This window comes from Cellulomonas sp. PhB143, assembly GCF_003752595.1.
Classification (GTDB): Bacteria; Actinomycetota; Actinomycetes; order Actinomycetales; family Cellulomonadaceae; genus Paraoerskovia.
The window spans coordinates 335,819-348,424 of sequence record NZ_RKIJ01000010.1; the positions used below are offsets into that span (position 1 = coordinate 335,819).

At 74.4% G+C, this 12,606-nt stretch carries 10 protein-coding genes; 9 read left to right on the forward strand and 1 reads right to left on the reverse strand.

Features of this window, described 5'->3' with window-relative positions; genetic code table 11:
- The first annotated feature begins 42 nt into the window (after positions 1-42).
- The 3 genes from infB (at position 43) to truB (ending at position 4,464) form a co-directional block, all read left to right on the forward strand.
- Entirely contained in the window at positions 43-2,889 is a 2,847-nt protein-coding gene (gene infB / locus EDF32_RS05665) for a translation initiation factor IF-2 (RefSeq protein ID WP_123307523.1), read from the forward strand.
- Between the two features lie 169 nt (positions 2,890-3,058).
- The gene (rbfA, locus tag EDF32_RS05670) at positions 3,059-3,505 is read left to right on the forward strand and encodes a 30S ribosome-binding factor RbfA (RefSeq protein WP_123307524.1); all 447 of its coding nucleotides are present in this window, start codon (positions 3,059-3,061) and stop codon (positions 3,503-3,505) included.
- On the forward strand, positions 3,502-4,464 hold the full coding sequence (truB, locus tag EDF32_RS05675) for a tRNA pseudouridine(55) synthase TruB (RefSeq protein ID WP_123307525.1): 963 nt from the start codon (positions 3,502-3,504) through the stop codon (positions 4,462-4,464). Before rbfA ends, truB begins: the two co-directional genes overlap by 4 nt.
- A gap of 25 nt (positions 4,465-4,489) precedes the next feature.
- Here the strand turns inward: truB and EDF32_RS05680 are convergent, their stop codons facing one another.
- Positions 4,490-5,560: a hypothetical protein gene (locus EDF32_RS05680; RefSeq protein WP_123307526.1), complete on the reverse strand. Its 1,071-nt coding sequence runs from the start codon at positions 5,558-5,560 to the stop codon at positions 4,490-4,492.
- Positions 5,561-5,687: 127 nt separating this feature from the next.
- On the opposite strand from EDF32_RS05680, the gene EDF32_RS05685 reads away from it, so the two are divergent.
- The 6 genes from EDF32_RS05685 (at position 5,688) to EDF32_RS05710 (ending at position 12,605) form a co-directional block, all read left to right on the forward strand.
- A complete protein-coding gene (locus EDF32_RS05685; RefSeq protein ID WP_123307527.1) occupies positions 5,688-6,281 on the forward strand; it encodes a TetR/AcrR family transcriptional regulator in 594 nt (197 codons plus the stop codon).
- A gap of 85 nt (positions 6,282-6,366) precedes the next feature.
- A complete protein-coding gene (locus tag EDF32_RS05690; protein ID WP_123307528.1) occupies positions 6,367-7,386 on the forward strand; it encodes a bifunctional riboflavin kinase/FAD synthetase in 1,020 nt (339 codons plus the stop codon).
- Positions 7,383-8,081, forward strand: a complete 699-nt coding sequence (locus tag EDF32_RS05695; RefSeq protein ID WP_123307529.1) for an ABC transporter ATP-binding protein — start codon at positions 7,383-7,385, stop codon at positions 8,079-8,081. Before EDF32_RS05690 ends, EDF32_RS05695 begins: the two co-directional genes overlap by 4 nt.
- A gap of 2 nt (positions 8,082-8,083) precedes the next feature.
- Entirely contained in the window at positions 8,084-9,640 is a 1,557-nt protein-coding gene (locus EDF32_RS05700) for a DUF6297 family protein (RefSeq protein ID WP_123307530.1), read from the forward strand.
- 211 nt (positions 9,641-9,851) lie between these two features.
- Positions 9,852-10,121, forward strand: coding sequence for a 30S ribosomal protein S15 (rpsO, locus tag EDF32_RS05705; protein ID WP_123307531.1), 270 nt, complete (start codon positions 9,852-9,854; stop codon positions 10,119-10,121).
- A gap of 249 nt (positions 10,122-10,370) precedes the next feature.
- Positions 10,371-12,605, forward strand: a complete 2,235-nt coding sequence (locus tag EDF32_RS05710) for a polyribonucleotide nucleotidyltransferase (protein WP_123307532.1) — start codon at positions 10,371-10,373, stop codon at positions 12,603-12,605.
- The last annotated feature ends 1 nt before the right edge of the window (position 12,606 follow it).

Here is a 12,606-nt window from a genome sequence, read left to right on the forward strand (position 1 = left end):
CGACGGTCCTCCCTGTCCGGGGCGGGCCGAGACAGGAGAGTTGTGGCAAAGGTCCGCGTCTACGAGCTCGCGAAGGAGCTCGGGGTGGAGAGCAAGACCCTGCTCGCCGAGCTGAAGGCAGCAGGAGAGTACGTCCGTTCAGCATCATCGACACTGGAACCGCCGGTGGTCCGCAAGATCCGTGACCAGTACCCGGCGAACGGCGCGAGCACGGCGGAGCCGAAGCCCGCCGCGCGCATGGCGGCCCCGAAGCCCGCGGCGAAGCCGTCCGCGGCACCCGCGACGTCCTCGGACGCCGCGACCCAGACCGCGCCGACGCCGGCCCCCGCGGCCGCGCCGGCCCCCGTCGCCGAGCCCGCCCCCGCGGCGCAGACGACGGAGCCCGCCGCTGCGGCCGCTCCCGCGCCTGCGGCCCCGACGCCGCGCGCCCCGCGCCCTGCGGCGCAGCCGACGGCGCGTCCGGCGCGTTCCGGCGGCGCCGCCCGTCCGGGGAACAACCCGTTCGCCCCGAGCCAGGGGATGCCCCGTCCGGGGCAGCGTCCCGAGCGCTCGGACCGTGGCGAGGCAGGCGCGGAGCGCTCCGGCGGCCCGCGTCCCGCACAGCCGCGTCCGGGGAACAACCCGTTCGCCCCGAGCCAGGGGATGCCCCGTCCGGGGCAGCGCCCCGAGCGCTCGGACCGTGGCGAGGCAGGCGCGGAGCGCTCCGGCGGCCCGCGTCCGGGCGGCCCCCGTCCGGCCCCGCGCCCCGGCGGCGGCGCCCGGCCGAACCCGAACATGATGCCCGGCAAGTCGAGCATCGGCCGTCCCGGTGACCGTCCGGCCCCCGGGGGTCGTGGCAGCGGCGGTCGCGGCGGCGCGGGCGGCGGCAACGCCGGCGGCGCAGGCTTCGGCGGACGCCCGGGCGGCGGGTTCGCCGGCCGCCCCGGCGGTCGTGGCGGCGCCGGTCGTGGCTCCACTCAGGGTGCCTTCGGGCGTGCTGGAGGGCGCCCCGTGCGTGGACGCAAGTCCAAGCGCGCGAAGCGCCAGGAGTTCGAGCAGATGCAGGCCCCCTCGCTGGGCGGCGTGCAGGTCCCGCGCGGCGACGGCTCGACCGTCATCCGGCTGCGCCGGGGCTCCTCGCTGAGCGACTTCGCCGACAAGATCGACGCGAACCCGGCGAGCCTGGTCACGGTGCTGTTCCACCTCGGTGAGATGGCGACCGCGACGCAGTCGCTCGACGAGGACACGTTCAGCTCGCTCGGCGACGAGCTCGGCTACCAGATCGAGATGGTCTCGGCGGAGGACGAGGACCGTGAGCTCCTCGGTGGGTTCGACATCGACCTCGATGCCGAGCTCGAGGGGGAGGGCGACGACGAGCTCGCCGCCCGGCCCCCGGTCGTCACCGTCATGGGCCACGTGGACCACGGAAAGACCCGGCTGCTCGACGCGATCCGCTCGACCGACGTCATCTCCGGCGAGGCCGGCGGGATCACGCAGCACATCGGCGCCTACCAGGTGCGCCACGAGCACGAGGGCACGGACCGCGCGATCACCTTCATCGACACCCCGGGCCACGAGGCGTTCACCGCCATGCGTGCCCGCGGTGCCAAGGTGACCGACATCGCGATCCTCGTCGTGGCCGCGGACGACGGCGTGATGCCGCAGACCATCGAGGCGCTCAACCACGCCCAGTCGGCGAACGTGCCGATCGTCGTGGCGGTCAACAAGGTGGACAAGGAGGGCGCGAACCCGGCCAAGATCCGGCAGCAGCTCACCGAGTACAACCTGGTGGCCGAGGAGTACGGCGGCGACACGATGTTCGTCGACGTCTCGGCGAAGCAGGGCCAGGGCATCGACGACCTCCTCGAGGCCGTGCTGCTGACGGCGGACGCCGCCCTCGACCTGCGGGCGAACCCCGACAAGGACGCGCGCGGCGTGGCCATCGAGGCGAACCTCGACAAGGGTCGCGGCGCCGTCGCGACCGTCCTGGTCCAGTCCGGCACGCTGCACGTCGGCGACTCGATCGTCGCCGGCACGGCCTACGGCCGCGTCCGTGCGATGTTCGACGAGCACGGCGACACGGTGGAGGCCGCGGAGCCGGCGCGTCCGGTCCTGGTGCTCGGGCTCACGTCCGTGCCGCGGGCCGGCGACACGTTCATCGTGGCGCCGGACGACCGCACCGCGCGGCAGATCGCCGAGAAGCGCGAGGCGGCGGAGCGTGCCGCGACGCTGGCCAAGCGTCGCAAGCGCATCAGCCTCGAGGACTTCCAGCAGCAGCTCGAGCAGGGCAAGGTCGAGACCCTCAACCTGGTCCTCAAGGGCGACGTCTCCGGTGCCGTCGAGGCGCTGGAGGACGCGCTGCTCAAGATCGACGTGGGCGACGAGGTCGAGCTGCGCATCATCCACCGCGGTGTCGGTGCGATCACGCAGAACGACGTCAACCTCGCGACGGTCGACAACGCGATCATCCTGGGCTTCAACGTCAAGCCCGCGGAGCGCGTGGAGGCCCTGGCCGACCGCGAGGGTGTCGACATCCGCTACTACTCGGTCATCTACCAGGCGATCGACGACGTGGAGGCCTCCCTCAAGGGGATGCTCAAGCCGGAGTACGAGGAGGCGGAGCTCGGCACCGCCGAGATCCGCGAGATCTTCCGCTCCTCGAAGTTCGGCAACATCGCGGGCTCGATCGTCCGTTCGGGCGAGATCCGGCGCAACACCAAGGCGCGCGTGCTGCGCGGCGGTGCGGTCGTCGGGGACAACCTGACCGTCGAGTCGCTCAAGCGGTTCAAGGACGATGCGACCGAGGTCCGCGAGGGCTTCGAGTGCGGTATCGGGCTCGGCTCGTTCAACGACCTCGAGGTCGGCGACACGATCCAGACGTTCGAGATGCGGGAGAAGCCGCGCAAGTGATCCGTCGGTAGACCCGCCGCCCCCTCATGGGGCGGCGGGTCTTCCTTCCGCGCCGCGCGTTCCTCGCGGCGCTCCCGCCAGACCCGTCACGACTCCGCCGCCCCGAGGTTCGGGGCGGCTTTCATCGCTCCCCGCCGTACGACGGACGGGGAGGCAGAGAGGACCAGACATGGTCGACCACCCCAGGGCGCGCAAGCTCGCCGACCGCATCAAGGTGATCGTCGCGCAGATGCTCGACACCCGGATCAAGGACCCGCGGCTCGGCTTCGTGACGGTGACCGACGTCCGCGTCACCGGCGACCTGCAGAACGCCTCGATCTTCTACACGGTCTACGGTGACGACGAGGCCCGCGCCGGCACGGCCGCCGCGCTCGAGAGCGCCAAGGGCCTGATCCGCTCCGAGGTCGGCAAGCAGACCGGCGTGCGGCTGACGCCGGCTCTCGAGTTCCACCTGGACGCGGTGCCGGAGACCGCCGCGACCCTCGACGCCGCGCTGCTCGAGGCGCACCGCCGGGACGCCGAGCTCGCGGCGCTGCGCGCGCAGGCGACCTACGCCGGCGACGAGGACCCCTACCGCCGTCCGGCGGAGAGCGACGACGAGGACGAGGACGCCTGAGCGTGCCCGCCCCGGCAGCCGTTCCGGCGGGCCGTCGGCCGACCGCGCCTGACGGGCTGCTCGTCGTCGACAAGCCCGCCGGCTGGACGAGCCACGACGTCGTCGGGCGGTGCCGCCGGCTGGCCGGCACGCGCAAGGTCGGGCACGCGGGCACGCTCGACCCGATGGCGACGGGTGTGCTGGTCGTCGGCGTCGGGCGCGCCACCCGGCTGCTGACGTACGTCGTCGGCGCCGACAAGGACTACGACGCGACCGTCCGGCTGGGCGTGACGACGTCGACGGAGGACGCCCAGGGCGAGGTGCTGGCGGTCGTCGATGCGGCGGGCGTCGCGCGCGAGGCGCTCGACGCCGCGGTCGCCCGGCTCACCGGGGACCTGCAGCAGGTGCCCAGCGCCGTCAGCGCGATCAAGGTGGACGGGCGCCGGGCCTATGCGCGCGTGCGGGACGGGGAGGACGTCGAGCTGGCGGCCCGACCCGTGAGCGTCTCGCGGTTCGACGTGCTGGCCGTCCGCGAGCACCGCGACGGCGACGACGTCACGGCCCTGGACGTCGACGTGGCCGTGACCGTCTCCTCCGGCACGTACGTGCGGGCGCTGGCCCGCGACCTCGGGGTCGCCCTGGGCGTCGGCGGCCACCTGACGGCGCTGCGCCGCACCCGCGTCGGGGGCTACCGGCTCGACGCGGCGCGGACGCTCGAGGGGCTCGAGGAGCAGGCCGACGCGGACGGCGTGCTGGCCACGCTCCCGCCGGCCGAGGCCGCCCGGGCCACGTTCGCGGTGCGCGACCTCACGGAGGCCGAGGCCCGGGCGCTCTCGTACGGCCAGTGGGTCGCGCCCACCGGCGCGTCGGGGGCCGTCGCCGCGATCGGCCCGGACGGCACCCTGGTCGCGCTGCTGGAGGACGCGGTGCGCCGCGGCCAGCCGCTGGCGAGGCCGGTCCTGGTCCTCGCCCCGGCGTGAGCGGGGGCGAGGACCGACGGCGCCGTCAGTTGTCGAGCGCGGCCTCGGCGTCCGGCTCGGTGCCCCCTGCCGTGCGGAAGTGCCCGACGAGCGAGCCGAGCACCCCCGCCGCGGTCCACAGGCCCAGCGCGAGCCAGGCCAGGCCCGCGGGAGCCGAGGGGAAGTAGGACTCGTCCCGCAGCAGCGTGGCGCCGGCGCCCGGCGGGAACCACTGGCCGATCGCGCCCCAGTGCCACGGCAGGAACTCGGGCGGGACGGTGGCCCCGGAGAGCGGGTTGGCGACGAGCATCATCAGCACCGCCCCGACGCCGATGCCCGCCGTCCCGAGCAGGGCGACCGCCCCCGTGATCGGCGAGGCGATGGCGGCGAGGGCGAGCGCGATGGCGGCGGCGTTCGCCCACCAGTCGCCCTGGATCGAGCCGAACCACGCCTGCAGGATCGCCGTGAGCGCCAGCCCGCCGACGACGGCGTAGACCCCGACGGCGAGGATGCGCCGGCCGGCGCCGACGACGAGGATCGAGATGCCGATCCCGCCGAGCATCCCGCCGAGCACCAACGGGAAGAGCGCCGCCGTCAGGCCCGTGCCGTGGGGGTCGTCGGGGGACAGGGGGACGACGTCGGTCACCGTCGTCGCGGGCTGCTGCTCCTGCAGCTGCGTGGCGAGCCCGGTGACGACCTGCTCCACGGCGCTGCCGGCGGCCGAGGCGGTGAGCACCTCGGGCGTCTTGCCGAGCACGACGGCGCCGTACGCGTCGCGCGTCTCGATCGCGTCGACGGCCGCTGCGCGGTCGTCGACGCGGAGCAGGTCGATCACGCCCGGCATCTGCTGCTGCACGGCCTGATCGAGCGCGTCGACCGCCTGCGCGGGACCGGTGACCGCGACCGGCACGTCCTTCGGTTCCGAGGTCACCGACGGCCACGAGAAGGCCAGCACGACGAGGCACACGGCGGCGGCGATCGCGAGGCCGGACGCGACGACGCGCCGGTACGGCGTGTGCGGCGGGGGGACGTGGTCCGGGGCCTGCGCTGCCTCCGGGGCGTGCGCAGCGAGGTGGACGGGTGCGTGCTCGGTCGGCGCGGGCTCGACGGGTGTCATGGTCTCTCCGGAAGGGTGGTGCCGCGTCGAACGCGGCAAAAAAATGAACGTTCGTTTTCGATAGGAATCGTGTGCCCCCAGGTGTCATGATGTCAACCGTCGGCGGCGCGAGCGAGAGGAACGACACATGCCACGGGTCAGCGAGGAGCACCGCGAGTCCAGGCGCGAGCAGATCCGCCAGGCGGCGCTGCGGGCGTTCGTCGACAAGGGCTACCAGCACACCTCGATCGCCGACGTGGTCAGCGAGGCGGGGCTGTCGGCGGGGGCGATCTACTCCCACTACGAGGGCAAGCACGACCTCTTCGCCGCGGTCGCGGAGAAGGCGCTCTCGCAGAACCTGGCCGACGTCGTCCGGACGTCGGCCGGGGTGCCGGCCCCCGGTCCCCTCGAGGTGCTCCGGGCGCTGACCGTCGGCCCGGTGCGCGGGGTCGACGTCGGTCGGCTGCTCGTGCAGCTGTGGGCGGAGGCGACGGTGGACCCGGAGATCCGCGCCGTGGTCCAGCGCGTGGCGGCGTCGCTGCGCGAGATCCTGACCCGTGCGCTGACCCCCTGGTACGAGTCCCGCCCGGACCTCGCGCCGGACGGCGCGGGGACCGCCGCCGCGCGGCTCGCGCCGGTCGTGCTCGTGCTCGGGCAGGGCTTCCAGCTGCAGCGGGCGACGCTCGACGACTTCGACGTCGAGACGTACCTGGAGCACGCGGCGGGCGTGCTGCCGGGCTGAGGTCGCGGGGCCGCCGGCGCGCGCGACTATCCTTGACCGTCGGCACCCGGACCGGGTGTCTCGCCGACATGCGAGGAGCGCGCGGGTGCACCTGTGGACCGACCTTGACCAGGTCCCGGAGGGCTTCGGTCCGTCCGTCGTGACGATCGGCAACTTCGACGGCGTGCACCGCGGGCACGCCGCGGTCCTGCGGCGCATCGTGGACCTCGCGCACGGGGCGGGAGCCGAGGCCGTCGCCGTGACGTTCCACCCCCACCCGGCCCAGGTGCACCGCCCGGACCAGGCCCCTGAGCTGCTCACCGGTCTCGCGGACCGGACGGTCCTGCTGGAGGAGACGGGCCTCGACGCCGTGCTCGTGCTGGAGTACACCCTCGAGCTCGCCCGCCAGACGCCGGAGGAGTTCGTGGTCTCCTGCCTCGCGCGAGGCCTCGGGGCGCGGACGGTCGTCGTCGGGCACGACGTCCGCTTCGGCCGCGACAACGCGGGAACGCTGCAGACGATGGTCGACCTCGGCCGGGCGCACGGCTTCGACGTCGTCACGGTCGACGACGTCGGGACCGGGCCCGACGAGGCGGACGGTGCGCCGCACGACCGGTGGTCGTCGACCTACGTGCGCGAGCTGCTCGGGACGGGCGACGTCGAGCGGGCCGCCCAGGTGCTGGGCCGCCACCACCGCGTGCGCGGGACGGTGGTGCACGGCGACGCGCGCGGCCGCGAGCTCGGGTTCCCCACCGCCAACCTCGGCGACGTCGTCGGCATGGTCCCGGCCGACGGCGTCTACGCCGGCTGGCTCGTGCGGCCCGACCTGCTCGAGGCGGACCCGGGAAGCATGGACGGCGTGCTGCCCGCCGCGGTGTCCGTGGGGACCAACCCTACGTTCGACGGCGCCGAGCGCCGCGTCGAGGCCTACGTGCTGGACCGCAGCGACCTCGACCTGTACGACGAGCGCGTCGCCGTCGACCTGGTCCGCCGCCTGCGCCCCACGGTGCGCTTCGAGGGCGTCGACGCGCTCGTGACCCAGATGCACGACGACGTGGACCGGGCCCGGGACATCCTCCTGCCGCCCGCGGGCGAGGGCGCACCGGACCAGCCGGCCCTGCGGTGAGCGGGCCGGCCGCGGCGCCGGTGCTGGAGGCGAGACGGCTCGCCGTCGGGTACGGCGACGTCCCCGTCTGCGCCCCGGTCGACCTGCGCGTCGCGCCGGGGGAGATCGTCGCGGTGATCGGGCCGAACGGCAGCGGCAAGTCGACGCTGCTGCGCGCGCTCCTCGGCGTGCTCGCGCCGGTCTCCGGCGCGGTCCGGGCGTTCGGGCGCGCCGTCGACGAGCGGGAGCCCGCGTTCCGCGCCCGCGTCGCCGGGGTCCTGGACGACGACGCGTACTTCCCGGGGCTCACCGTGCGCGAGCACCTCGTCCTGACCGCGCGCGGGCACTCCGTCCCGGACGCCGGCGGGCTCACCGACGAGGTGATGGCCCGGTTCGGCCTCGAGGAGCTGGCCGGGGCGAGCCCCTCGGAGCTCTCCTCCGGGCAGCGCCGACGGTTCCTGCTCGCCTCGGCGTTCGTCCGCCCCCGCGAGCTCCTGCTGCTGGACGAGCCCGAGCAGCGTCTCGATACCCGGATGCGGGCCGAGCTCGGTCGCCTGCTCGTCGCGGAGGCAGCCGCCGGCGGAGCCGTGGTGATGGCCACGCACGACCCGGCGCTGCTGGTCGCGACCGGCGCCCGCGGGCTCGTCGTCGCCGACGCGGGGTGCCGCCTGCTCGACACCGCGTCGGCCGGCAGGTTCCTGGACGAGGAGCGCTGAGCGTGGAGCTGCCGGACCCCCCGCCGCCCCTGCGTCGCCCGGCGCCCGACCCGGACGAGGCGTTCACCGGGCGCGAGCTGCGCCGCCTGACCCAGGCCGTCCTCGCGTCGCGCGCGGGCGGCGGCCTCGTGCAGGTGGCGACCGACGTCGGGTACCTGGTGACCTCTCTGCTGATCAGCGCGGGCCTCGCCGTCGGGATCGCGAACGCGGTGCGCGACGCGGTCCGGGCGCCGTCGCTCGAGGGCGCCCCGACCCTGGCGCCCGCCACGGTGGGGATGCTCGTCTCGCTGGCGCTGGTCGCGGCCGGGCTGGGGACGGCCGTACGCCTCGGCCCGGTCGGCGTCAGCGCGGGCGGCGTGCGGTGGTGGGTGCCGACACCCGTCGACCGGCGTGGCCTTGTCGCGCCGAGCCTCCTGCAGGCGCTGCTGATCGGCCCAGCGCTAGGGGCGGTCGGCCTCGCGCTCGTCGCGGTGGTCTCCGGCGCGCCCTGGGGGGCCGTCGCCCCGCACGCGGCGCTCGGGGCGGCGTCCGGGCTGGCGGTGGTCGCGGTCGCCGGTCTCGCGCAGCCGCACGGGGCGCTCGTGGGCGCGCTGGCGCGCGCGAGCGACGTCGCGGTCGCCGCGGTCCCCGTGGCGGGGGTGGTGCTCGTGGCGGCGGGGGTGAGCACCGGCGGCACGTCCGGGGTTCCCGTCCCGCTCGTCGGAGCCCTCGCGCTCGCGGCCCTCGTGCTCGCCGGTCTCTGGGCCGCCCGTCTCGACCGGCTCGGCGTGACGGCCCTGCGCTCGCGGTCCGCGGTCGCGGACCAGGCCGGGGCGGGCATGCTCTCGTTGGACCTGCGGACCGTCGGGCAGGCGCTGCAGGGCGTCTCGCGCCTGCGCACGCCGCGCCGACCGCGCGCCTTCTCCCTCGTGCGCGGTCCGGTGGCAGCGCTCGTGTCCGCGGACCTCCTCCTGCTCGTGCGGTCGACGTCCGCGTGGACCCAGGTCGTCGGGCTCTCCGCGCTCGTCGTGGTCGCGCAGCAGGTCCCCGGGCTCCGCTCGGGCTTCGGCCTGCTCGTCCTGCTCGTCGCCGTCGGCTACCGCGCGGCCGTCGTCGGTGCCCACGGGGCACGCTCGGCCGAACAGCACCCGGGGCTCGACCGCCTGGTCCCGCTCTCGGCGCGAGCCACGCGCGCGGCCCGTGCCGTCGTGCCTGCCCTGACCGCGCTGACCGTGACGCTCGCCGTCGGCGTCCCGCTGTCGCTCTCCTCGGGCGACGCCGGATGGTCGGTGCTGGCGCTCGCCGGTTCCGTCACGTTCGGCGCGGCCGCCGTGCGCAACGCGTACCGCAGGCCGCCGGACTGGTCGGGGCCGCTCCTGGCGACGCCCGGCGGGGCGCTGCCCGCGGGCGCGTCCGCGGCGTTCGCGCAGGGCCCGGATCTCGCTGCCCTGTGCTCGGTCCCCTGGGCGGTGGCTCTGCTCGTCGGGGTGCCGACGCCCACGGTCGTCGTCGTCCAGGTGCTGCTGGCCGGCGTCGGGCTCGCGGTCGCGACCACCGTGCGGCGCACGACTCCGCTGTGACGTCCCCGTCCGGGCTGTGACGTCCCCGTCCGGGCTGTGAGGTCCCCGTCCGGGCTGTGACCCGCCCCTCCCCGGGCACCCCGGGACCCGCGGCCCCCGCCTGCTAGACTGGTGGCGCCGTCAGAACGGCCGCGGGAGCCGCAAGGCCAGCCGAAGAGCCCAGGGGACCAAGCCCTGGCGCGCCGCGCAACGATCACCACGAAGGAGAGCCGTGCCGCTCGATTCTGCCACCAAGCAGCGCATCATGACCGAGTACGCGACCAGCGAGGGCGACACCGGTTCGCCCGAGGTCCAGATCGCGATGCTCTCGCAGCGCATCAAGGACCTGACCGAGCACCTCAAGGAGCACAAGCACGACCACCACAGCCGTCGTGGTCTGCTCCTCCTGGTCGGCCAGCGCCGTCGCCTCCTCGGCTACCTGCAGAAGGTCGACATCAACCGCTACCGCAGCCTCATCGAGCGCCTCGGTCTGCGTCGCTGACACGACACCTCCAGCCCGGTCCCTGCAGGGGCCGGGCTGGTCTGGTGTGATGGTGCCGCCGCACCCGCGGTGAGCAGCCAGCACCACCGAACCACCCACCCATCGCGCCCGCGGAGACCGTCGCCCGGTCCTCGGTAGTGGCTCACGGACCCTCGTCCCGCCCTCGTGCGGGGCCTGCAGGACGCCGTGGACCTCGATCGAAGACCGACGAGCGGTCGCTGGGCGCGACGAACAGACAGGAGGGCACCCATGGAGGGTCCCGAGATCCAGTTCGCCGAGGCCGAGATCGACAACGGCCGCTTCGGCACCCGCACCGTCCGCTTCGAGACGGGCCGCCTCGCCCAGCAGGCCGCCGGCTCGGCGGTCGCCTACCTCGACGGCGAGACGATGCTCCTGTCGGCCACCACGGTCGGCAAGCACCCCAAGGACCACTTCGACTTCTTCCCGCTCACGGTGGACGTCGAGGAGCGCATGTACGCCGCGGGCCGTATCCCCGGCTCGTTCTTCCGCCGCGAGGGCCGCCCCTCGACCGAGGCGATCCTGGCCTGCCGGCTCATCGACCGCCCGCTGCGCCCGCTGTTCGTCAAGGGCGTCCGCAACGAGGTCCAGGTCGTCGTGACCGTCCTCGCCGCGCACCCGGACGACGCGTACGACACGCTCGCCATCAACGCGGCGTCGCTCTCGACGCAGCTGTCGGGCCTGCCGTTCTCCGGCCCCGCCGGCGCGGTGCGCATCGCGCTGATCGACGGCCAGTGGGTCGCGTTCCCCAAGTACAGCGACAAGGAGCGCGCCGTCTTCGACATGGTCGTCTCCGGCCGCATCGTCACCGACGCGCAGGGCAACCCGGACGTCGCGATCGCGATGATCGAGGCCGAGGCGACGGACAACGCCTGGTCCCTCATCAAGGACGAGGGCGTCGCCGCCCCGACCGAGGCCGTCGTGGCCGAGGGCATCGAGGCCGCGAAGCCGTTCATCCGCCAGCTCTGCGAGGCGCAGAGCGACCTCGCCGCGCGGGCCACCCGCCCGGTCAAGGAGCTCCCGCTCTTCCCGGACTACGAGGACGACACGTACGCCGCCGTCGAGGCCGCCGCCACCGCGCCGCTCGGCGAGGCGCTCTCGGTCGCCGACAAGCAGGACCGTGAGTCGCGCATCGACGCGATCAAGTCCGACGTCCTCGAGTCGCTCGCCGCGCAGTTCGAGGGCCGCGAGAAGGAGCTGTCCGCCGCGTACCGCGCCGTGCAGAAGAAGCTCATCCGCCAGCGCATCCTCTCGGACGGCTTCCGCATCGACGGCCGTGGCCTGACCGACATCCGCACCCTGGGTGCTGAGGTCGAGGTCCTGCCGCGCGTGCACGGCTCCGCGCTGTTCGAGCGTGGCGAGACGCAGATCCTCGGCGTCACGACCCTGAACATGCTCCGCATGGAGCAGCAGATCGACTCGCTCGGGCCGGTCACGCGCAAGCGCTACATGCACAACTACAACTTCCCGCCCTACTCGACGGGCGAGACGGGCCGCGTCGGCAGCCCGAAGCGCCGCGAGATCGGCCACGGGGCGCTCGCCGAGCGCGCGCTGGTCCCGGTCCTGCCGTCGCGCGAGGAGTTCCCCTACGCGATCCGTCAGGTCTCCGAGGCCCTCGGGTCCAACGGCTCGACCTCGATGGGCTCCGTGTGCGCCTCGACCCTGTCGCTGCTCAACGCCGGTGTGCCGCTGCGCGCCCCGGTCGCCGGCATCGCGATGGGCCTCGTCTCCGACACGGTCGACGGCCAGACCCGCTACGCGGCGCTGACCGACATCCTGGGTGCCGAGGACGCGTTCGGCGACATGGACTTCAAGGTCGCCGGCACGAGCGAGTTCGTCACGGCCATCCAGCTCGACACCAAGCTCGACGGCATCCCCGCCTCGGTGCTCGGCGGCGCGCTGACCCAGGCCCGCGACGCCCGCCTGACGATCCTCGACGTCCTCGCCGAGGCCATCGACGTGCCCGACGAGATGAGCCCCAACGCTCCTCGCGTCATCGCCGTCAAGGTCCCCGTGGACAAGATCGGCGAGGTCATCGGCCCGAAGGGCAAGATGATCAACCAGATCCAGGAGGAGACGGGCGCCGACATCTCGATCGAGGACGACGGCACCGTCTACATCGGCGCGACCGACGGTCCGTCGGCCGAGGCCGCACGTGCCGCGATCAACGCGATCGCGAACCCGCACGTCCCCGAGGTCGGCGAGCGCTTCGTCGGCACCGTCGTCAAGACGACGTCGTTCGGCGCGTTCATCTCCCTGTCCCCGGGCAAGGACGGTCTGCTGCACATCAGCCAGATCCGCAAGCTCGTCGGCGGCAAGCGCGTGGAGAACGTCGAGGACGTGCTGTCCATCGGCCAGAAGGTCCAGGTCGAGATCGGCGAGGTCGACCCGCGCGGCAAGCTCTCGCTGCACGCGGTCGTGGACGAGGACGAGACGGCCGAGACCCCCGCCGGGTCCGACGCCTGAG

Bases quoted from the DNA above. Each gene is read 5' to 3' on its own strand.
- rbfA (WP_123307524.1), top strand. From the start codon at position 3,059: ATGGTCGACCACCCCAGGGCGCGCAAGCTCGCCGACCGCATCAAGGTG.
- EDF32_RS05680 (WP_123307526.1), bottom strand. From the start codon at position 5,560: ATGACACCCGTCGAGCCCGCGCCGACCGAGCACGCACCCGTCCACCTC.
- EDF32_RS05685 (WP_123307527.1), top strand. From the start codon at position 5,688: ATGCCACGGGTCAGCGAGGAGCACCGCGAGTCCAGGCGCGAGCAGATC.
- EDF32_RS05710 (WP_123307532.1), top strand. From the start codon at position 10,371: ATGGAGGGTCCCGAGATCCAGTTCGCCGAGGCCGAGATCGACAACGGC.